Annotated in this window: 22 protein-coding genes; 10 read left to right on the top strand and 12 right to left on the bottom strand. The window is 73.1% G+C overall.

Annotated elements, in window-relative coordinates; all coding sequences use genetic code 11:
* Nucleotides 1-140 precede the first annotated feature (140 nt).
* Together HCJ92_RS12030 and HCJ92_RS12035 are read right to left on the bottom strand one after the other, a co-directional pair.
* A complete protein-coding gene (locus HCJ92_RS12030) occupies nucleotides 141-794 on the bottom strand; it encodes a M15 family metallopeptidase (RefSeq protein ID WP_167933518.1) in 654 nt (217 codons plus the stop codon).
* Between the two features lie 49 nt (nucleotides 795-843).
* Nucleotides 844-1,485 (bottom strand): DedA family protein, encoded by a 642-nt coding sequence (locus HCJ92_RS12035; RefSeq protein WP_245240812.1) that lies wholly within the window; start codon nucleotides 1,483-1,485, stop codon nucleotides 844-846.
* 646 nt (nucleotides 1,486-2,131) lie between these two features.
* Between HCJ92_RS12035 and HCJ92_RS12040 the strand changes: the two genes are divergently transcribed.
* Nucleotides 2,132-2,596, top strand: a complete 465-nt coding sequence (locus HCJ92_RS12040; protein ID WP_167933519.1) for a DIP1984 family protein — start codon at nucleotides 2,132-2,134, stop codon at nucleotides 2,594-2,596.
* Between the two features lie 307 nt (nucleotides 2,597-2,903).
* Here HCJ92_RS12040 and HCJ92_RS12045 read toward each other — a convergent pair whose 3' ends face one another.
* Entirely contained in the window at nucleotides 2,904-3,314 is a 411-nt protein-coding gene (locus tag HCJ92_RS12045) for a hypothetical protein (protein ID WP_167933520.1), read from the bottom strand.
* A gap of 224 nt (nucleotides 3,315-3,538) precedes the next feature.
* Here HCJ92_RS12045 and HCJ92_RS12050 point away from each other — a divergent pair, with 224 nt between their 5' ends.
* The 5 genes from HCJ92_RS12050 to HCJ92_RS12070 all read left to right on the top strand — a co-directional run bounded on the left by HCJ92_RS12050 (nucleotide 3,539) and on the right by HCJ92_RS12070 (nucleotide 7,088).
* Complete coding sequence (locus HCJ92_RS12050; protein ID WP_167933521.1) at nucleotides 3,539-4,177, top strand: helix-turn-helix domain-containing protein; 639 nt, start codon at nucleotides 3,539-3,541, stop codon at nucleotides 4,175-4,177.
* An 11-nt stretch (nucleotides 4,178-4,188) separates the two neighbouring features.
* Nucleotides 4,189-4,680, top strand: a complete 492-nt coding sequence (locus HCJ92_RS12055) for a hypothetical protein (RefSeq protein ID WP_167933522.1) — start codon at nucleotides 4,189-4,191, stop codon at nucleotides 4,678-4,680.
* A gap of 182 nt (nucleotides 4,681-4,862) precedes the next feature.
* Entirely contained in the window at nucleotides 4,863-5,204 is a 342-nt protein-coding gene (locus HCJ92_RS12060; RefSeq protein ID WP_167933523.1) for a DUF2516 family protein, read from the top strand.
* A 257-nt stretch (nucleotides 5,205-5,461) separates the two neighbouring features.
* Complete coding sequence (locus HCJ92_RS12065; RefSeq protein WP_167933524.1) at nucleotides 5,462-6,082, top strand: DUF47 family protein; 621 nt, start codon at nucleotides 5,462-5,464, stop codon at nucleotides 6,080-6,082.
* A gap of 4 nt (nucleotides 6,083-6,086) precedes the next feature.
* Complete coding sequence (locus HCJ92_RS12070) at nucleotides 6,087-7,088, top strand: inorganic phosphate transporter (protein ID WP_167933525.1); 1,002 nt, start codon at nucleotides 6,087-6,089, stop codon at nucleotides 7,086-7,088.
* A 190-nt stretch (nucleotides 7,089-7,278) separates the two neighbouring features.
* On the opposite strand, the gene pstB is transcribed toward HCJ92_RS12070, so the two are convergent.
* From pstB to pstS, 4 genes are all read right to left on the bottom strand, one after another.
* On the bottom strand, nucleotides 7,279-8,055 hold the full coding sequence (pstB, locus tag HCJ92_RS12075; RefSeq protein WP_167933526.1) for a phosphate ABC transporter ATP-binding protein PstB: 777 nt from the start codon (nucleotides 8,053-8,055) through the stop codon (nucleotides 7,279-7,281).
* Nucleotides 8,056-8,084: 29 nt separating this feature from the next.
* Nucleotides 8,085-9,122: a phosphate ABC transporter permease PstA gene (pstA, locus tag HCJ92_RS12080; protein ID WP_167933535.1), complete on the bottom strand. Its 1,038-nt coding sequence runs from the start codon at nucleotides 9,120-9,122 to the stop codon at nucleotides 8,085-8,087.
* A 98-nt stretch (nucleotides 9,123-9,220) separates the two neighbouring features.
* Nucleotides 9,221-10,201 (bottom strand): phosphate ABC transporter permease subunit PstC, encoded by a 981-nt coding sequence (gene pstC / locus HCJ92_RS12085; RefSeq protein ID WP_167933527.1) that lies wholly within the window; start codon nucleotides 10,199-10,201, stop codon nucleotides 9,221-9,223.
* A 116-nt stretch (nucleotides 10,202-10,317) separates the two neighbouring features.
* The gene (pstS, locus tag HCJ92_RS12090; protein ID WP_338054139.1) at nucleotides 10,318-11,442 is read right to left on the bottom strand and encodes a phosphate ABC transporter substrate-binding protein PstS; all 1,125 of its coding nucleotides are present in this window, start codon (nucleotides 11,440-11,442) and stop codon (nucleotides 10,318-10,320) included.
* 509 nt (nucleotides 11,443-11,951) lie between these two features.
* On the opposite strand from pstS, the gene HCJ92_RS12095 reads away from it, so the two are divergent.
* The gene (locus HCJ92_RS12095; protein ID WP_167933536.1) at nucleotides 11,952-12,278 is read left to right on the top strand and encodes a metal-sensing transcriptional repressor; all 327 of its coding nucleotides are present in this window, start codon (nucleotides 11,952-11,954) and stop codon (nucleotides 12,276-12,278) included.
* A gap of 76 nt (nucleotides 12,279-12,354) precedes the next feature.
* On the opposite strand, the gene HCJ92_RS12100 is transcribed toward HCJ92_RS12095, so the two are convergent.
* On the bottom strand, nucleotides 12,355-13,257 hold the full coding sequence (locus HCJ92_RS12100; protein ID WP_245240811.1) for a hypothetical protein: 903 nt from the start codon (nucleotides 13,255-13,257) through the stop codon (nucleotides 12,355-12,357).
* A 119-nt stretch (nucleotides 13,258-13,376) separates the two neighbouring features.
* Here HCJ92_RS12100 and HCJ92_RS12105 point away from each other — a divergent pair, with 119 nt between their 5' ends.
* On the top strand, nucleotides 13,377-13,568 hold the full coding sequence (locus tag HCJ92_RS12105) for a hypothetical protein (RefSeq protein WP_167933517.1): 192 nt from the start codon (nucleotides 13,377-13,379) through the stop codon (nucleotides 13,566-13,568).
* A 139-nt stretch (nucleotides 13,569-13,707) separates the two neighbouring features.
* Here HCJ92_RS12105 and HCJ92_RS12110 read toward each other — a convergent pair whose 3' ends face one another.
* The 3 genes from HCJ92_RS12110 to HCJ92_RS12120 form a co-directional block, all read right to left on the bottom strand.
* The gene (locus tag HCJ92_RS12110; RefSeq protein ID WP_167933529.1) at nucleotides 13,708-14,391 is read right to left on the bottom strand and encodes a phosphatase PAP2 family protein; all 684 of its coding nucleotides are present in this window, start codon (nucleotides 14,389-14,391) and stop codon (nucleotides 13,708-13,710) included.
* Between the two features lie 246 nt (nucleotides 14,392-14,637).
* The gene (locus HCJ92_RS12115) at nucleotides 14,638-15,624 is read right to left on the bottom strand and encodes an NlpC/P60 family protein (protein ID WP_167933538.1); all 987 of its coding nucleotides are present in this window, start codon (nucleotides 15,622-15,624) and stop codon (nucleotides 14,638-14,640) included.
* A 467-nt stretch (nucleotides 15,625-16,091) separates the two neighbouring features.
* Nucleotides 16,092-16,892, bottom strand: a complete 801-nt coding sequence (locus HCJ92_RS12120) for an SDR family NAD(P)-dependent oxidoreductase (protein ID WP_167933530.1) — start codon at nucleotides 16,890-16,892, stop codon at nucleotides 16,092-16,094.
* 188 nt (nucleotides 16,893-17,080) lie between these two features.
* Here HCJ92_RS12120 and HCJ92_RS12125 point away from each other — a divergent pair, with 188 nt between their 5' ends.
* Nucleotides 17,081-18,523 carry an acyltransferase family protein gene (locus HCJ92_RS12125; protein WP_167933531.1) on the top strand — a complete coding sequence of 481 codons (1,443 nt, stop codon included), beginning with the start codon at nucleotides 17,081-17,083 and terminating at the stop codon, nucleotides 18,521-18,523.
* 260 nt (nucleotides 18,524-18,783) lie between these two features.
* Nucleotides 18,784-19,089 (top strand): hypothetical protein, encoded by a 306-nt coding sequence (locus HCJ92_RS12130; RefSeq protein WP_167933532.1) that lies wholly within the window; start codon nucleotides 18,784-18,786, stop codon nucleotides 19,087-19,089.
* A gap of 45 nt (nucleotides 19,090-19,134) precedes the next feature.
* Here the strand turns inward: HCJ92_RS12130 and HCJ92_RS12135 are convergent.
* Nucleotides 19,135-20,130, bottom strand: a 996-nt coding sequence (locus HCJ92_RS12135) for a PQQ-dependent sugar dehydrogenase (protein WP_167933533.1), incomplete at its 5' end; no start/stop codon positions are given.

Raw genomic sequence — 20,130 nt, forward strand, 5'->3', positions numbered from 1 at the left:
GCCGACCGCGTCGCGCTCCATCGCCGGACCGGGGCCGGTCGTGGCTCGGGTGCGTCGGCGGTCGGGCCGGGGCCGCCCGGTGGGCGTCGCGCGTGGGGACGGACGCGTCGCGCGTGGGGACGGGCGCAACGCCTACCGGGTCAGGGCTCGCGCGGCCCGTACAGCGCGTGCGGCGCACCGGTCGCCAGGGCCCAGTAGTGGTCGCCGTACGACCAGTGCCACCACTCGGTCGGGTAGTTGACCATCCCCGCCGCACGCAGCACGTCACCCAGGAGCCGGCGGTTCTCCCGCGCCCGGGGCGTGATCGACAGCGCTGCGGTGTAGCAGGCGCCGTCACTCTCCTCGGGGGTCGCGTTGACGGCGGTCCCCAGGTCGAGCTCCTGGCCGTCGACGCCGATCAGCGTGAGATCCGCGGCGGCGCCGGAGGTGTGCGGGGCGACCGAGGGCGGCGCCACGTAGCGGCTGGTCGCCTCGTGCAGCTCCGCCTCCGAGCCGTACCGCCCCTCCGCGCGCAGCCGCTCGCGGTAGGTGCCGAAGTAGCGGCGTTGGAGTTCGGGGGGACGGTAGCCCTCGACGAGCGCCAGCCGCACGCCGTCCGGCAGCCGGGAGGCCGCGTCGAGCAGCCGCTCCAGGACGCCGGTCCGCAGGTGTGCGAAGCGGGGGTCGGCAGCCGCCCTGCGGTCGTCCACCAGCAGCGCCGGGCCGTCGGTGCGGGCGTCGACGAGCGGTTCGCCGCACTCGCGCAGTTCGATCGCGGCGACCCGGGGATCGGACATCAGGATGATCTCGGTCATCGGTTGATCATCACAGACGGCGCCGCGGCGGGCGAGGGACCCGCCGCGGTCAGCGGCGGGCGTGCGCGCCGCGGCGCCGCCCTCGCCCCCTCGACTGCTCCTCCCCTTCACCGGCGTCCCCGGCGCGGTGCCGCCGCACCCGCGTCACGAGGAACCAGAGGAGGCCGACCGCGACGGCGCCGAGCACCACCTTCTCCAGGACGCCGGCGTACCCCTGGACCCGGTGCCAGTTGTCCCCCAGGCTGTAGCCGAGGAGGACCAGCGCGGTGTTCCACACGGCGCTGCCGGCCGTCGTCAGCAGCACGAAGGTGGCCATCGGCATGCGTTCCACCCCGGCGGGGACCGAGATGAGGCTGCGGAAGACCGGGATCATGCGGCCGAAGAACACCGCCTTCGTCCCGTGGCGTGCGAACCACTGCTCGGTGCGGTCGAAGTCCGCGACCTTCACCAGCGGCATCCGGGCGACGACGGCGCGGAGCCGGTCCCGCCCGATGGCCGCGCCGATCCAGTAGAGCGCGACGGCGCCCACCACGGAGCCGAGCGTCGTCCAGATCAGCGCCTCGGCGAGGGTCATCCCGCCCTGACTGGCGGTGAAGCCGGCCAGCGGGAGGAACAGCTCACTCGGGAGGGGCGGGAAGAGGTTCTCCGCCGCGACCGCGATCCCGGCTCCCGGACCGCCGATGGACTCCATGAGATCCACGAAGAAGCCCGCGACGCCGCCGACCTCGGCGGGCTCCGCGGCCTCCGCCGCGACGGCTGCGCCGGGCGCCGAGAGCGCAGCGATCAGCGGTTCGGTGGTCGGCAGGGACATCGGCTGCTCCAGCTCCGTCAGGAGGACACGGCGGCGCACCGGCGCCGTCCGGTACGGCCGCGCCACCGGACCCCGCGAGGCGCGGTACCCGTGCGGTGAGGCTCGTCGGGCACAGCAGACCACGGGCGGCGGGCGACGTCCGACCGATACGGAGTTTCGCCGATATCCGCACCTTTATTCGACAGCATCAACACATTCACCGCTCGCCGGCCGCCGCCGGGCGGGACGCGAACGGGCCGCCGCCAAGGCCCCAGGTCACCCGCGCGGTGGCCTCCGGGGCACCGTCACTGCCCGGCAGCCCCGCCGCCGGCGGCGGCGGCCCGACGCCGAGGCAAGCCGATCCGCCTCGCTCCACGCAACGCCCCCGTGCGCCCCCGGGAACGGGAACCAACGGCCCGGCCGCGACGTACCGCCTCGCCTCGGAGGCGCACCGATATGCGGTGGGGACGCCGACGCGACCCCGCTATGTTCGACGCGACGTCACCCGAGGGGCGGGGGACGGTCCGGCCAAGAGAGGGGGACGGCCATGAGACTTGCCGAGGCGCTGGCCGAACGGTCGGAGGCGTCGCGCCGCGTGCAGCAGCTGCGCGCACGGGTCATCGGCAACGCGCGACACCAGGAGGGCGAGACTCCCTCCGAGGACGCCGCCGCCCTGCTGGCCGAGGCCGACCAGGAGCTCGACTCGCTGGAGGCGCTGATCCGGCGGATCAACCTCACCAATTCCGCGACCGAGGTCGCCGGCGGCGGCACCCTGACCGACGCGCTCGCCCGCCGCGACGTCCTGCGGCTGCGCCACTCGCTGCTGACCGCGGCTGCCGACGCCGCCGCGGGTTCCGGCGGCCACGGGCGACAGCTGCGTTCCGAGCTGGTGATGCTCTCCGCGCTGCCCGTGGCCGAGGTGCGGCGGCGGGCCGACGAGGTCGCCCGCGACATCCGCGACGTCGACACGCTGATCCAGCGCGCCAACTGGGAGGTCGAACTCCTGGCATGAGACACCGTGCTGCCGCCGTGGCGGGAGCAGGTAGCCGCAGGGGAAGCGCGCACCGACCGAGGGTCGGCGGTCTTCCGGCCCACTCCTGGTGCGTGGGGAGCAACGCGGGAGTTCGACTCTCCCATGACGACGCAGCTCAGCATCGCGCACAGGTCACCGAGCACGGACAACGGCTCATCACCGGGTGCGGGTCCCTCGCGGCGAGGGCGGGCACGGGGCATCCCGTCGCCCGGCAGGTCAGCACGGGCGAGGCGCCCGGTCGGCACCACCGACCGGGCGCCTCGCGCTTCCGGCGCTCGTCCGCTCGCTACGGGCGTGCGTCGAAACGGTTCTTGAGGCCGCCGTCCGGCTTGAACACGTCCAAGAGGTACCCCTGACTCAGATCCACGCCCTCCTCACGCGCCAGGTAGTCGGTGACCGAGCTGTTCAGTCGCTCGAAGGCCTCTCGACTGTTCCGCTCGTGGTGGGACCACACGGTCAGCAGCGGCACGCCGGCAGGGCCGTCGGTGCGCTGTATGCCGTGCACGTCCTCGTTCCCCGTCGCCTCGCGGTAGCGGTCTGCGAGGCGCACGGCCGAGTCGGGAGCGCCGGCGCTGGTGGTCGGCCGCGGAGGCTCGGTGGAATCGCCCTCGGGCGTGCCGCCACCCGGAGCACACCCGCCCACCAGGAGCACGGCTGCGGCAGACAGTACGACGGCGCGGCGGATCGGTCTTCTCATCTCGTCATGATCCCCGGCCGACTCGGCGCCGACGCACCTCACGGGACCACGGCCCCGGCTTTCCGCCACACCGCCCGCCCGGCGGCGCGGACCCCGGACGCGCCGCAGGGGACGGGCGGGAAAGCCGGCACCTGCCGAGGCCCCTGGGCCCTCACGGAACAGGCACCGGCACACCTGCAAGCAAGGCGCTTGCAATAGCTAGCAGGGTGCGGCACGCTGGGGCCATGGTTCCGTTCGACGTTCACGGGCTCGGGGAGTTCTTGCGCGACCAGCGCCGCCAGGCGCGGCTGTCGCTGCGGCAGCTCGCCGACGCCGCCGGGGTGTCGAACCCGTACCTGAGCCAGATCGAACGCGGGCTGCGCAAGCCCAGCGCCGAGATCCTCCAGCAGATCGCCAAGGGGCTGGAGATCTCCGCCGAGACGCTCTACGTGCGGGCGGGCATCCTCGACGAGGAGGTGCGCGAGGACCAGGGGACGGAACGTCCCGACGTGATCGGGGCGGTGGCCGCCGACCCGGTGCTCACCGAGGGGCAGAAGCAGGCACTCATCGAGATCTACCACTCGTTCCGCCGCGCCGCCGCACCGGCGGGCGAACCCGCGGACGGCACGCCCACCGGGCGGACCGGCGGCGGCACGGCGACGACGCCGGCCGGCGCCCCGCTCGGACCGGAAGCGGCGCCGCGACCCGGCGATCCGGCCGAGAGCCCGGAAGACGACGGCACGCACGACGGCACGACGCACGACAGCGGCAAGCACGACAGCGCGACGCACGACAGCCCGGCGGCCCGAAGCACGGACCACCGCGGCACGAACCACGACGCCTCCGGCCCCGGCCGGAGCGCGGACGACCACACCGAGGAATGAGAGGGAGCGACATGCCCAACAGCGAGGACATCCGCAAGACCATCGGCGGCTCCAGCGCCGTCCACTTCGCCGCGGGCACCGTGGACCTGGCGGCGGAGAAGCTGCGCGGCCTGCCCGCGGCCTTCGACAAGCTGAAGGCGGACACCCCCGGCAAGGTCGAGTCGTTCCGCGAGAACGATCTGCCGAAGCTGCGCGAGCGCGGCCGGAACTTCGCCGAGCAGGGCGCCGAGACCGCCCGCGAGTACGCCTCGAAGGCCCGCGAGACCTACGCGGAGCTGGCCGAGCGCGGCCGGGGCCCGGTGGAGGAGTGGGCCCGGGGCACCGAGAAGGAGGACGGCGAGGCCGAGGAGGGCGAGGCCAAGGTCGTCGTGGAGCGCGTGGAGAAGGTCATCGTGACCGAGGTGCCGGACGACGCGTCCTCCCTCACCGGCGACGGCCCCGACGCGCCCGGCGGCACCGGCACCGACGGCGGCCCGTCCGACCAGGGCCCCAAGAGCTCCTGAGCAACCGCCCCGGCCCGGCGCCACGGGCCGGGGCAGGCGTGATCCGGTCCCGACCCGGGCAGATGGTCACCACCACGTGATCACCGGGCGCGCCGGCGGCACGGGCACGATCAGTGCCGTGCGACGACGCGCCCGGTAGCGTGGAGACCGACAGCCGACAGACCGACAGGGTGGTGGAGACGATGCTCCTCTCAGGGTTCAACTGGCTGCTCAGCCTGCTCTTTCTCGCACTGCTGGTGATGAGCATCTTCGCCTTCGTGCACGCGGCCCTCCAGCGCGAGGACGCGTTCCGCGCGGTGGACAAGCAGACCAAGCCCTTCTGGCTGATCATCCTGGGCATCTCCGTCGCGGTGCAGCTGTTCGCCCCCATGCTGCTGCTGATTCTGGTCGGCGTGATCGCCTCCATCGTCTACATCGTGGACGTGCGGCCCGCCGTGCAGGCCGTGAGCCGCGGCGGACGGGGCGGCGGCAGCGGCCGGAGCAGCAGCGACGGACCCTACGGCCCCTACAACGGCGGGCGCTGAGCCCTCCTCGGTCGCCGTCGCCACGAAGCCGGCGGTGACTCTGCGCACGTCACGGACGCACACGCGGTGAACGTGACGGCGCGGGAGCCCACGCGGCGCGCCCGAGGACCCCTCGCTCTCCGGCCATCGCGGGCGGGCGCCGCCGCCGGAGGAGACCGAAGCGAGACCGACCGGACACCCGACGGGGTTAGCCGTGGCCGGAATGTGCCTTTAGCATCATCGGGTACAACTTCCGATGAACCGCAGAGGACAGCCCAGTGCGCTTTCGCCTGACGCCGCGGGAGACGAATTTCTACGATCTCTTCGCCACCGCGGCGGACAACATCCTCTCCGGCTCCAAGCTCCTCCAGGAGCTGCTGGGCGCCGACAGCGAGGGCCGCGCGGAGCTGGCGGACCGGATGCGCGCCGCGGAGCACGCGGGCGACGACACCACGCACGCCATCTTCCACGAGCTGAACTCGACGTTCGTCACGCCGTTCGACCGCGAGGACATCTACCGGCTGGCGTCCTGCCTGGACGACATCATGGACTTCATGGAGGAGGCCGTCGACCTCGTCGTCCTCTACCGGGTCGAGGAACTCCCGCAAGGCGTCGAGCAGCAGATCGAGGTGCTCTGCCGGGCGGCCGAGCTCACCGCCGAGGCGATGCCGCAGTTGCGCACCATGGAGAACCTCACCGAGTACTGGATCGAGGTCAACCGGCTGGAGAACCAGGCCGACCGGGTGCACCGGAAGCTGCTGGCCCACCTCTTCGACGGCTCCTACGACGCGATAGAGGTCATGAAGCTCAAGCAGATCGTGGACGTACTGGAGGAGGCCGCCGACGCGTTCGAGCGGGTGGCCAACACCGTGGAGTCGATCGCCGTCAAGGAGTCCTGACACCTTGGACACGCTCGCCCTGGTGGTCGTGGTCAGCGCCGCGCTCTTCTACACCGGTGTCAACGGTTTCCGGGACTCGGCGGACGCGATCGCGACCTCCGTGTCGGCGCGGGCGCTGACCCCCAGGGTCGCGGTGACGCTGGCGGCGTTGATGAACCTGGCCGGGGCGTTCCTCGGCACCACCGTCGCGCGGGTGGTCAGCGAGGACCTGGTGACGCCGCCGGAGGGCGGCCGGGGCCTGCTGATGCTGTTCGCAGCGGTCTGCGGCGCGCTGCTGTGGAGCGCTGCCGCCTGGTACCTCCGGCTGCCGTCCTCGTCCTCGCAGGCGCTGTTCGGCGGGTTGGTGGGCGCGGTCCTCGCCGGTGCGGGCGCCGTCCACTGGGGCGGGGTACTGCTGAAGGTGGTGCTGCCGCTGCTGCTGGCGCCGCTGGTGGCCATGGTCGTCGGGCATCTGGTGATGGTCGGGTTGCTGTGGGCGTTCCGGCGGGCACAACCCCACCGTGCGCAGCGCGGGTTCCGTGCCGCACAGACGGTGTCGACGGCGGGGATGGCGCTGGGGCACGGGGTGCAGGACGCGCAGAAGACGATGGGCGTGGTGGTGCTGGCGCTGGTGGTCGCGGGCGAGGCGGAGGCCGGCTCGGGGGTGCCACTGTGGGCGCAGGCCGCGTGTGCCGTGATGCTGGCGGCGGGCACCTACGCCGGGGGCTGGCGGGTGGTGCGGGCGTTGGGGCGGCGGGTGTTCGCGGTCGACGCGCCGCGCGGGTTCGCGGCGGAGTCGTCCGCCGCGGCCGTCATGTTCGCCTCGGCCTTCGTCCTGCACGCGCCGGTGGCGACGACCCACGTGGTGACGGGTTCGATCGTCGGGGCGGGCACGACGCGTCGGCGGACCGTGGTCCGCTGGGGGGTGGCGCGGACGATCGTGATCGGCTGGTCGGTGACACTGCCCGCCGTCGCGCTCCTGGCCGCGGCGCTCTTCCTCGTGGGCGCCGCGCTGCTGCCGGTCTGATCCCGGACGATGCCGTGCCGGGCGCGTGGGCCGGGCGCCTCCCCGGTCCCGGCTGCATCCCCGGCGCCCCGCCGTCACCGCCCTCACGTCCTCGCGCCCGCCACCGGGGCGCGCGGGGCGCCGCCCGGTGACGGGCGCGAGGGTGCGGTAGGTCTCCCCCCGCGGCGCCGGCGAGCGGCGCCGGTCGGACTCAGCCGAAGCGGCCGGAGATGTAATCCTCGGTCGCCTGCACGGAGGGGTTGGAGAAGATCCTGTCGGTGGTGTCGATCTCGATCAGCTTCCCCGGCTGGCCCACGGCGGCCAGGTTGAAGAAGGCGGTGCGCTCGGAGACGCGGGCCGCCTGCTGCATGTTGTGGGTGACGATCACGATGGTGAACCGCGACTTCAGCTGGCTGATCAGGTCCTCGATGGCGAGGGTGGAGATCGGGTCCAGCGCGGAGCACGGCTCGTCCATCAGCAGCACGTCCGGCTCCACGGCCGTGGCGCGGGCGATGCACAGCCGCTGCTGCTGGCCGCCGGAAAGCCCGGAGCCGGGCTTGTGCAGCCGGTCCTTGACCTCGTTCCAGAGGTTGGCGCCGCGGAGGTTCTTCTCGACGACCTCGTCCAGCTCCGCCCGGCTGAACTTGCCGTTCAGCTTCAGCCCGGCGACGACGTTGTCGTAGATGGACATGGTGGGGAACGGGTTGGGCCGCTGGAAGACCATGCCGATGTTGCGGCGGACCTGCACCGGGTCCACCCCGGGGCCGTAGAGGTCCTCGTTGTCCAGCATCACCTGGCCCTCGACGCGTCCGCCGGGGGTCACCTCGTGCATCCGGTTGAGGGTGCGGAGGAAGGTGGACTTGCCGCAGCCGGAGGGGCCGATGAAGGCGGTGACCGACTTGGGCTGGACGTGCATCGAGATGCCCTCGATGGCGCGGTGGGTGCCGTAGAAGGCGGTCAGTCCGGTGACGTCGATGCGCTTGGCCATGGGTTCGTCGCTCGCTTTCTTCCGATGGCCTAGCGGCCGGTCTTCGGGGCCTTCCAGCGGGCGATGCCGCGGGCGACCAGGTTGAGGATCATGATGAAGGCGATCAGTACGAGCGCCGCGGCCCAGGCGCGGTCGTACGCCGCCTCGGTGCCGAAGGCCCACTGCTCGTAGACGAACAGAGGCAGCGAGGACTGCGCGCCCTCGAACGGGTTGGCGTTGATCATGTTGCTGCCGAAGACCAGCAGGATGATCGGCGCGGTCTCACCGGCGATGCGGGCCAGCGCCAGCATGACGCCGGTGGTGATGCCGCCGATCGCGGTGGGCAGCACGACCTTGAGGATGGTGCGCCACTTCGGCACACCGAGCGCCAGCGACGCCTCCCGCAGCTCGCCGGGGACGAGCTTCAGCATCTCCTCGGTGGAGCGGACCACGATCGGCATCATCAGGATGGAGAGGGCCAGGGCGCCGGCGAAGCCGGAGTAGCCGAAGCCCAGCATCATGATCCACATGCTGAGGACGAAGAGGCCGGCCACGATCGACGGGATGCCGGTCATGACGTCCACGAAGAAGGTGATGGCCTTCGCCAGTCGGCCGCGGCCGTACTCCACCAGGTAGACGGCGGTGAGCAGGCCGATCGGGATGGCGATGACCGAGGCGAGCAGCACCTGCTGCACCGTGCCCAGCAGGGCGTGGTAGATACCGCCGCCCTCCTGCCAGGAGAGCACACCGTTCATGGAGTGGGTCAGGAAGTACCAGCTGACGCCGGGGATGCCGCGGGCGATGGTCTCCCACAGCAGGGAGGCCAGCGGCAGGATCGCCACGACGAAGCTGGTCCACACCAGGCTGGCGGCGAAGCGGTCCACCGCCTGGCGCCGGCCCTCGACCGCCGTGGTGACGGCGAAGGTGGCGGTCAGGTAGATGAGAGCAGCTATCAGGCCCCACTGGATGCGGGAGTCCAGGTTGCCGAGGACGCCGATCAGGATGCCGGCGCCCAGCGAACCGCCGACCAGGGCCGCAGGCGCCCAGCGGGGCAGCCTCGGCTGCTGGAGGGTCGTGTTGCGCAGCACCGCGGTGGCGCCGGGCCGCTCGGAGGGTCCGTCCGGTGCGGGCGCACCGCCGGAGGCCCGGCCGCGCGAGCTCTTCACGGTGTCCTTCACGGTGTCGCTCACGAGGTGAACTCCTTGCGACGGGCGATGATCAGGCGGGCGGCGCCGTTGACCAGCAGGGTGAGCAGGAAGAGCACCAGGCCGGAGGCGATCAGGGCGTCGCGGCCCATCGAGCCGGCTTCCTTGAACTGGCTGGCGATGTTCTGGGCGAAGGTGCCGCCGCCCGACTCCAGCAGGCTGATGTTGATCAGGAAGGCCGGGGAGAGGACGGTGGCGACCGCCATCGTCTCGCCGAGCGCGCGACCGAGTCCCAGCATGGAGGCGCTGATGACGCCGGACCGGCCGAAGGGCAGCACCGTCATCCGGATGACCTCCCAGCGGGTGGCGCCCAGCGCGAGGGCGGCCTCCTCGTGGGCCTTCGGGGTCTGCTTGAAGATCTCGCGGGTGACGCTGGTGATGATCGGCAGGATCATGATCGCCAGCAGGATGCCCACCGTCATCAGGGAGCGTGCCGGGGTGTTGTCGTAGGCGAAGATCCCGGTCCAGCCGAGGAACTGGTCGAGCCAGGAGTAGAGCCCCGTCATCTGCGGCACCAGGAACAGGGCGCCCCACAGGCCGTAGATGATGCTGGGCACGGCCGCGAGCAGGTCCACCACGTAGCCCAGCGTCCCGGCGACCCGGCGCGGGGCGTAGTGGGAGATGAACAGCGCGATACCGACCGCGACCGGCACGGCCAGCACCATGGCGATCACGGAGCTGACGACGGTACCGAAGAGCAGCACCGCGATGCCGAAGTACGGCGGGCTCGCGTTGGCGTCCCACTCGAAGGTGGTGAGGAAGTTGCCCTCGTTGGCCGAGATGGCCACGGCCGCCCTGATCGACAGGAAGACGGCGATGGCGGCCATGATCACGAGGAGCGTGATCCCGGCGCCCTTCGACAGGCCGCTGAAGATCCGGTCGCCCGGCCGCACGGCGGAGGGCCGCCGCGGCGCGGGCTCCAGGCCGCCGGGCGGCGAGGAGTCGGTCTGTGTCGCAGGCATCTCGCAGGTCTTTCCGTCTCGGTGGCTCGGGATCGGGGCCGGGTTTCCGGGTGGTCAGTCGGTGCGTGCCGCGGGGCGGCGCGCCGACGCCGGGCGGGGTGCCCGGCGCGGCCGGGTCAGGACATCTCCCGCACCCGGTCGCGGACCTGGGTGATCACTTCCTCGGGGATGGCGGCGTAGTGGATGTCGGTGATGACCTCCTGGCCCTCCTCGCCCGCGGTCCAGGACAGGAACGCCTTGGTGAGGTCGAGGGTGGCCGGGTTGTTGCCGCGGTCGCAGACGATCTCGTAGGCGATCAGCGTGATCGGGTAGGCCCCGTCCTCGCTGGTGGTGTAGTCCAGCTCCATCGCGAGGTCGCCGTCCTCACCGACGACGCGGCCAGCGGCGATGCCCGCGGAGGCGTTCTCCACCGTGGCGGCGACCGGCTCCGGGGCTCCGGTGTCCAGCACGACGGAGTCGATGCCGTTCTGGTAGGCGTAGGACAGCTCGAAGTAGCTGATCGCGCCGGCGTTCTGCTGGACCATGCCGACCAGGCCGGAGGAGCCGTCGGCCGACTGGCCGCCCTTGCCGCGCCACACCTTGTCCGGCGTGTAGGGCCAGGCGTCGGGGGCGGCGGCGTGGAGGTAGGAGGTGAAGTTGTCGGTGGTGCCGGAGCCGTCGGAGCGCGAGAACGGCGTGATCGCCAGGTCGGGCAGCTCGGTGTCCGGGTTCAGCTCCTGGATCCGCGGGTCGTCCCAGCGCGTGATCCGCGAGTCGAAGATCTCCGCGAGCGTCTCCGCGTCCAGCACCAGGTCGTCCACGCCGGGCACGTTGTAGCCGACGGACACCGGGCCGGCGACCATCGGCAGGTGGATGGCGCGCCCGCCGTCTCGGCAGACCCGCTGGGACTCCTCGATCTCCGCGTCGGTGAGCAGCGAGTCCGAGCCACCGAAGGCGGTGGTGCCCTGAAGGAACTCCTGGATGCCGGCCCCGGAGCCGGTGGCCTTGTAGTTCACCTGACTGTTCTCGCAGTTGGTCTGGTACATGTTCACCCAGACCTCCATCGCGTTGGCCTGGGCGGTGGAGCCGGACGCCAGGGCGGTGCCCTCGGGGCCGCACTCGACGGTGTCGGAGGAGAAGTCCATCGCTCCGGGAAGGCCGGAGTTGTCGTCGGTCCCGCAGCTCGTGAGGAGCAGGACCCCGGCGGCGGTGGCCGCTCCCAGCCCGAATGCACGTCGGCGCGGAGCACTGCGCAGCTTCACGGTCGTTCGGTTCCTTCCCATCGGCGTCCGGGCACAAGGCGGACTCGGCCGCACACCTCGAACGTAGGGAGGGGAAGTGAATCGGCCGACCGAGGCAGATGAACGGAAGGTGAACCGGGTGCGGCGCCCTGGTGAGCGCTCCACGTCCGATCGCCCCCGGCAGTTACGGGAGCACGTTCCGTGAGTGTCCGGCGCTGACCCGGTGGGTGAACAGTCATCTCGCGAGCAACGTTAAGGCCGTCCCGCCGCTCGCGCCGCCCGGGGACATGCAGGTGGGCGGGGCCCGCCGACGCGATTCGATACGCTGATACCCAGATGGGGTATGGCTTGAAATGCCGTGGAGGAACGTGATGACCATCGCCCGAGAGACACCCGCGGACGACCCGGGTCCCGCCGTCCCGGGGGCGCCCCCGGTGCCCGGCGACGACGGCCACCACCCGCTCCCGGGGGAGGCCGCGCGCCACGCGGAGTACGGCGGCGGCGCCGAGCGCGGGCCGGCGACCGGCGAGGTGAGCCCGGGTCCGGGAGGCGCAGGGGAGGACGTGCCGCACTCCGGCCACGGTTACAGCAAGAACAAGGACGCGCACCTCAAGCGGCTCCGCCGGATCGAGGGCCAGGTCCGCGGGCTGCACCGCATGGTCGAGCAGGACGTCTACTGCATAGACGTCCTCACCCAGGTCTCCGCCTCCACCAAGGCGTTGCAGTCCTTCGCCCTGCAGTTGCTGGAGGAGCACCTGCGGCACTGCGTCGCCCAGGCGGCCCGGGAGGGCGGCCCGGAGGCGGACGAGAAGGTCGCGGAGGCGACCGCCGCCATCGCACGCCTGCTGCGGAGCTGAGCCGGGGCGACCCCGCCGGGCCACTCGGCGCGCCGCGTGCGGGGGCGGGGCGGGCGCCGTGCGGATGCGGCCGGAGTCAGCCGGCAGCGGCCTCCGTCTGGTCGACGACGACAGCGCCCGCGTAGATATCGCCCTCGTCGGGCAGCCGCACCTTCACCACGGTCCCGAAGTCGTAGAGCTCCGTGACCGAGACCACCTCGACGGGGCCGGCGCCGCCGTCCGTCGCGGCGAAGCTGAACTCGTGCCGCATCCGTCGCGGGGTGCCGCGCTCGTCGAGGTAGACCTCGAACGGCACCGCCCCGACGGTGAAGGCGCCGACCGCCACCGCCAGCTGCCGGCGGCGGTCCTCGTCCCCGGCGGCCCGCGAGGCGGCGGCGATGTCGGTGACCCCGCTGTAGAGCCGCGCCTTCTCGCCGTCCAGCTCCACCTCGCCGTGGTACTCCGCCGCCTGGGCACCCCGCAGCAGCTCGGCGGCGGTGACGGGGTCGGTGGCGCCGCCGGTCACCAGGTTGCCGTCGGGCAGGGAGTCGATCTCCACCCGCACCCACTTGTCGGCCGGGACGCCCGCGCCACGGTTGCGCATGTAGAGCAGTCCGGGCACGAAGACCTCGGTGACCGGGGCGGCGCGCGCCGCCCCGGGGTCCTCCGGGAGCGTCACCAGCAGTTCACCGACGCCGGCCGCGTGGTCGAAGACGCCCTCGCCGCGGATGGCGATCCGGGTGCCGCCGGAGGCCAGCTGGAGCGAAGTGGTGACCCGGGACCCCGGGCCGGCCGCGAGGGTGTCCGGCACACCGCGGATCACGCTCAGCGCGTCGCTCGGCCGACCGGGGTCCGGTGCCGCGTCGGGCTCGCCCCCCGCCCCCGCGCACCCGGACAACCCCACCACGCCGACCAGCACCAGGGCCGCCGCGCCCCGCAGCCGCCGGCCGGCCGACGGCCTCGGACGGACACGCGACGCCCCGCGCCGCATCGCACTCATGGTCCGCCGACCCCCAACAGCCCGCTCGCGATTCATTGACCGCTTAACGAAGGCGCCGGTCCGGTCGTCACGGGGCCCGTACCTCCCGCACCGGACGACTGCTGGGTACCGTGGGACGCGTGTACGGCTACCGAGATGACGAGCGCACGACCGGCGCTCTACCGGACCACCGGATAGATCTCATCGAGCGCGGCCCGTTCCTGGCGCCCCGGTGCAGCTGCGGTTGGTTCGGGCCGGCGCGCAGATCCCGACCACTGGCCCGGGACGAGGCCGCCACGCACGTGCTGCACGGCGCCGGCCACCACCCCTGAGCCCCCACCGATTTTCACCCGTTCGGGGTAACCCCGGGCACTGCCGTCCGGAAAAGCCGGACCGGGGTGGTGGCCTGATCGGCCACCACCCCGGTCCGGTGGATCCCACACCGCGTCCCGCGCGGCCGTCTCGTCGCCCTCAGGCGGCTAGCCCCTTCTCCACCGGGCGGCGCCGGGGACCGGCGGAGTCCTCCCCCGGCTCGCCGTCGGCGCCCGCCGGCGGGCCCGGGGCGATCCAGCGGAGCCCCCTGGTGTCGCCGCACCACCGCAGCAGCGGAGCCAGGGCCCACACCGCGAGCGGCATCAGCAGCAGCGTCACGGCGGTGGCGAGCGCGATGCCGCCGACCACGTCGCTGGGGTAGTGGACCCCGAGGGTGAGGCGCAGCACACCCTGGAACAGCGCCAGTGCGACGGCGACCAGCCCCAGCTTCCGGTTCACCAGCAGCAGCCCGACGGCGATCGCCATCGCGGCGGAGGAGTGGTCGGAGACGAAGGACCAGCCGCCCTTCCCCTCCAGCATGGGGACGATGTCGTCATGATCGAGAAACGGTCTCGGCCGGGCCACCAGGCCGCTGATCGGCTGGTTGAAGCCGTAGGCAACGGCTGCTGCGAGCGGCGCCCAGGCCACCATGGCGACCGCCTGCGGCGCGTCGGGGCGCCGGCGGACCATCAGCCAGAGCAGCGGGACCATCAGCACGAGGGTCGCCGCCAGGCCGTACTCGCCGAGGAACGTGACAAGGCTCGCCGCCCAACCGTCCAGACCATTACCCCAGTCGTTGAAGATCCGGAGCAGTCTCACGTCGGGATCGGTCAGCTCGGCCACCCGCGCTCACCCTTTCAGCGTCGTGCGCGCCCTGGGGCGCCGATCGTCGTACGTGTCCCGCTCCCCCGGAAGCGGGATCTCCCGTACCTGCCCAGCTAACGCCCCCCGTCGCCGCCCGCGTTCCAGGCTCGACGACGGTGGTGCTCAGGCGTTACCGAAGAGAGACGCGGAATCCGGTGGAACCGGACGGGACCACCGAGGTGAACGGCGCACACCACCCGACCACTACCCAACGTCACTATACCGTCACCCTGCGACAGGGCGGGTCGCCCCGAAGTAGTCAGCGGTGTCTATGGGGTCGAAACGGATCACCGCCCCCGTGTACGGCGCGTCGATCATATAGCCGCCGCCGACGTAGATGCCGACGTGGTAGATCGAGCGCGAATCGTTCAGGTCGTGCGCGAAGAACACCAGGTCCCCCGGGAGGAGTTCGTCCCGACCCGGGTGCGGCCCAGCGTGCCACTGGTCATTGGCGACGCGCGGCAGCTCGATACCGACCTCCTCGTAGGCCGCCTTGGTCAGCCCGGAGCAGTCGAAGCGACCGTCGTCCTCGGGCCCGCCGTCGCCGCCCCACAGGTAGGGGGTGCCGAGCTGCTCCTGGGCGAAGTGGACGGCCGCCGCGGCGGCGTGGGAGGGCGGCAGCCGCTCGGGCTGCGCCTCCGCCGCCGGGGCGGTGAAGCTCTCCTCCGCCGAGCGGATGACCTGAACGTAGTGCTGGGTCTCGTCGAACGGCGGCACCCCGCCGTACTGGATCACGGCGTACGGGCCGGCGTTGTAGCCGGCCAGCATGTTGTCCACGGGGTCCCCCGGCACTCCGCGGAGCTGCGCCGCCAGGGAGCAGCTGTAGTTCGCGGACGACGGGATGGCGTCCTCCGGGTCCCACACGTCCGCGACCCCGTCACCGTTGGCGTCGATCCCGTGGGTCGACCAGGTGCCCGGGATGAACTGCGCGATGCCCTGGGCGTCGGCGTGGCTGCGTGCGGTCGCGTTCCACCCGCTCTCCTGCTGTATCTGCGCGGCGAGCAGGGCCGGGGAGAGCTCCGGGCAGAGGTTGCCCCAACTCTCGACCAGGTCGACGTACTCGTCCGGGACGGACTTCTGTTCGAGCCTGCCGCCGCCCCCGCCGCCCCCGAGCAGGCCGGCGGCGCTGCTGTAGACACCGACGAACAGCAGCGCCACGAAGAACGCCGCCCCGCCGACACTCAGCCCCAGCGCCAACAGCAGCTTCTTCACGCGCACGTCCCCTCCCGCGTCCCGCCACCGGGCCCGACGCGGGCCCGCCCGGTGCCCGACGCTCTGTCAACTGATCTGCCGTCAGGACACGTCGTCCCGGCGGCGGCTGTCGCACCCGGCGGTGGCCGCGCCACGCACGTCCTGTGCGCGCACCTGCACCCGCCGTCGTCCAGCTTGCCGGAATCGCGGCGCGCCCGCCAGGGACGCCGGGCGGCGGCGGGCGGCACGCCGGGCACCCTGCCGCGTCAGCGCCTCCGACCCGCCACCGAACCCGGACACACCACCAGAAACCGGCGGCGGCGCGCGCCCGGCCGTGCAGCGACGCCCCCGCCACGCGCCCCGGAGCACCGGGCCGTGCCCCCGGGCGCCGCCGCGGCCGTCCTCCCCGGTCCGACGACGGTCGACACCGGCTCATCGGCGGTCGATCGGCTCATCGGCAGTTCGGCCGCCTCGCCAGTGACAGGCCGTCAGTCGGGTCGGGGCCCGCCCGGCTCGCGCATGTCCCGGCGCATCGCCACGTTGCCGATCAGCACCCCGCCGTCGACCGGGAGCGTCACCCCCGTCACCCACCCGGCGTCCTCGGAGGCCAGGAACGCCACCGCGGCGGCGATGTCCTCGGGACGGCCCACCCGCCCCAGCGGGTAGTGCGCGGCGACACGTTCCAACACGGGGCGACGGCGGTCCCAGGCCGGGGTGTCCACGGTCCCGGGCGCCACCAGGTTGGCCCGAACGCCCCGCGCCGCGCTCTCCACCGCGAGCGTCCGGGTCAGGCTGCCCAGGGCCGCCTTGGCGGCGCTGTAGGCGTGGCCGCCGAAGTCCTGCTCGCCGTTGACGGAGCCGATCGTCACGATCGACCCCCGCCCCTCCGCCCCTGCCAGGTGCGGCATCGCCGCCCGGGCGCACCGGTACGCCCCGTGCAGCGTGACGTCGAAGGCGGCCAGCCACTCGCCCATGTCCGACAGCTCCAGCAGCTCCGTCTCCGGGGTGCCGGCGAACGCGTTGTTGACCAGGGTCTCCAGCCCGCCGAACCGCTCCACCGCCGCGGCCACCGCCGCGTCGACGGACGCGGTGTCCGAGACGTCGCACCGCAGCCCGACGGCGGTGCCGCCCGCCGCAGTGACGCTCTCCGCGACCGCCGACGCCCGCTCGTGGTCCACGTCGGTGACGGCGACCGCCGCGCCCTCCGCGGCCAGCCGGCGGGCGACCGCCGCGCCGATGCCGCTGCCCGCTCCGGTGACCAGAGCCCGGTACCCCTCGAATCGCTGCATCGTCCCAGCGTAGGACCCGACCTCGCCCCGCGGCGGGCGCCGACGCGCCCCCGAGCGCACCCTGACGACGCGGCCCGTCGTCGGCAGACCGCAGCGCGGGGCGCGTGAAACGCGCCCCGGTGTACTCACCCCCGGGGTGAGTACACCGACGGATGCCGTCGCCGGGCGCGGCGCGCGATCGTTCCGACATGAGCCCACGCCCCGCCCCGCCGCTCCGCCCACGCCGGACCACCGCCACCGCCACCGCCGCACACCTGGCAGCGGTCACCCCCGCGGGCCGTGACCGTTACGTCGACCTGCTGCGCGTCGCCTCGCTCGCCACGGTCGTGCTCGGCCACTGGACGATGGCGGCCGTCACCGTCGGCCCCGACGGCGCTCTGGTCATCGGCAACCTGCTGGCGGAGGTGCCCGCGCTCCAGGTGCTGACCTGGCTCCTCCAGGTGATGCCCGTCTTCTTTCTCGTCGGCGGCTTCTCCCACGCCCTCGCCTACCGCTCGCTGCGGCGGCGCGCAGCGGAGGCGGGCACCACCGGCTCCGTCTACCCGGCCTTCCTCCGCACCCGGCTGCGCCGCCTGCTGCTGCCGGTCGCCGTCTTCGTCGGGGTGTGGGCCGCACTGGCGCTGCTGCTGGAGACCGTACTGGGCGGCGACGCGGTACCCGCCGTGCTGCGGCTGGTCGCGCAACCCCTGTGGTTCATCGGCGTCTACCTGGCCATGGCCGCGCTGACGCCCCCGATGCTGCGGCTCCACGAGCGGTGGGGGTGGGGAGCCTTCGCCGCGCTCGTCGCCGCGGTGGCGCTGGTGGACCTGGCCCGGTTCGCGGGCGGCGTGCCCTTCGTGGAGTTCCTCAACTTCGCGCTGGTATGGCTCGCGGTCCACCAGCTCGGCTTCCTGCGGGCCGACGGCCGACTGCACCGGCCCGGCCTGCCGTCGGCCCTCGCACTCGGCGGGCTGCTGAGCGCGGCGGCCCTGGTGTGGGGCGGCCCGTACCCGCTGTCGATGGTCGGCATGCCGGGCGAGGAGGTCAGCAACATGGCGCCGCCCACCCTCGCGCTGCTCTGCCACGGCCTCTGGCTGACCGGCGCGGTGGAGCTGCTGCGGCGACCGGCCGCCCGGGCGCTGGCCGTTCCGACGGTCTGGCGGGCGGTGGTCGCGGCCAACGGCACCGCGATGACGGCGTTCCTCTGGCACCTCACGGCGATGCTCGCCGTCTACGCCACGCTCGTGACGCTCCATGTGCCGCTCCCGGCACCGGCGTCGGGCGCGTGGTGGGCCCAGGCGCCGGTGCGGCTCGCCGTGGCGGCCGGGGTGACGGCGGGCCTGGTGGCGTTGTTCCGGCGACTCGAACTCCCCGGGCCGGGGGCCGCTTTCGGTGGACCGGAGACCGTGCGGACGTCGCCGGCCGCGGTGGTGGTCGCGGCGGTCGGCGTCACCCTCGCGCTCTTCGGCGTGCTCGGGGTGTCGCTGACGGGGTTCGGCGGCATGCTGACCGGCCGGTCGGCAACACTGGTCGTCCTCCCCGTCACCACGCCGTCCGCGCTGCTCCTCGCCGCGCTCGGTTGGGCGTTGGTCACGTGGGCCGCCGGTGGACGGCCCCGGCGGGAGCCGCCGAGGAGCCGAGTCGGCGGCTGAGGAACGGAAGGACCGGGGAGTGCGGAGAGGTCCGCCCTCGACGCGTACCGGACGGCATGACCCGGATCATGCGCCGACGCGTGACCCCCGGGGCGGGTCCGTCCGGTCACGTCCCCGCAGGTCGGCGTCGCGGACGGCACCCAACGCCCCCGAGGGAGCGAAAAGTTAACGCTGGCTTGGCCACCCGTGGCACGGTCCGGCGCGCGGAAGCGTGGCACAATCCGGAGTGAGGCAGCTACGGCGAAGGCGGTGAGTGAAGGATGTACCTCGCTCAAGAGGACGACATCACCAGCATCATCGGGGGCATCGCCCCCGACTGGGGCCCGTTCTCGTCGCTGGGCGCCGAGGCGCGCACCATGGTGCAGGTGATCATGGCGCTGGCCATCATCATCTGCCTGGGCATCGCCATCTGGGGCGCGGCCAAGCAGCGGATCGGCTCCACCGCGATGCGTGACACGTTCAGCGCGGAACAGGGCAAGGGCCTGATCGTCGCCGGTCTGACGGGTGTCTTCATCATCGGTTCGCTCGGCACGCTGTTCACCATCGTCTACGGCATGGCCGTCTGACGCGGCGAGCGCTCCCCCGACTGCGTCCCCGCCGTCGGCGCCGGTTCACTCCGTGCTGACCTCGGCGAGCACTCCGGACGCGTCCAGTACCCACAGGGCGTCGGCCGTGCTGACGACGCCGCGTGTCTCCGACAGGCCGTCCAGCTTCACGAACCCCGGGTCGTCCACAAGCCGCGGCCCGTCCAGTGGGACCCGCCACAGCCCTCCCGGATTCCCGTCCGTGATCCACAGGGCGCTGTCCCGGTAGGCGACCCCCGCCAGATCCGACCCCGGCGCCCAGGTGAAGGCGACCGTCGGCACGGTCACGCCTCCCTCGGGCACCGGGACCACGGCGAGGTCGCCCGCGTCGTCGACGTACCAGGTCCGGCCGACGTCGTCCCAGGCGAAGCCCTGCACCGCCCCACGCGTGGAGGCGAAGAGCGGCGATCCGGCGTCGGCGTTGCCGTCGGCAGGCGGCGACCCGCTCGACGTGGTCCGCAGCAGTCCGCCGGCCAACTCCTCGCCCACGGTGGCCGGGTCACTGCCGACGCTCGCGTAGAAGTGCCCGTCGGGACCCATCCCGATCCGCCCGCCGCCGTCCCCGGCGGCGCGCGGCAACCCGGTCACGAGGCCGGAGAAGGCGCCCAGCCGCTGCCCCTCCGCACGGTCCGGCTGATAGGCGAACCGCCCGATGCGGACGCTCTCCCCCGCGGCGTAGTAGGCGTAGACGGACCCCTCGTCCGCGGCCAGCCCGAGCAGCCCGGTTCCGCCCGAGCTGTCGACTCCCGGGATGGTTCCGACCGTGGTCGTCTCGCCGGTCGCGGGGTCCAGGCGGTGGACGGTGCCGGTGTCGCGGGAGCCGATGAGAAGGCCGCCGTCGGGGAGGACGGCCAGGCCCCACGGGGCGCTGACACCGTCCAGGGCGAAGGTGCGCTCCACGGTGGCGTCGCCGCCGGCGGAGGCGGGCGGCGGGTCGGTGGGGGCGGGCGGGCCGTCGGGCTCGGCGTCGGAGCCGCCGGGGCCCTCGTCCCCGGGGGGACCGCCCCCCGCGTCGTCGTCCGG

It is taken from the genome of Streptomyces spiramenti (genome assembly GCF_012034385.1).
GTDB lineage: Bacteria > Actinomycetota > Actinomycetes > Streptomycetales > Streptomycetaceae > Streptomyces > Streptomyces spiramenti.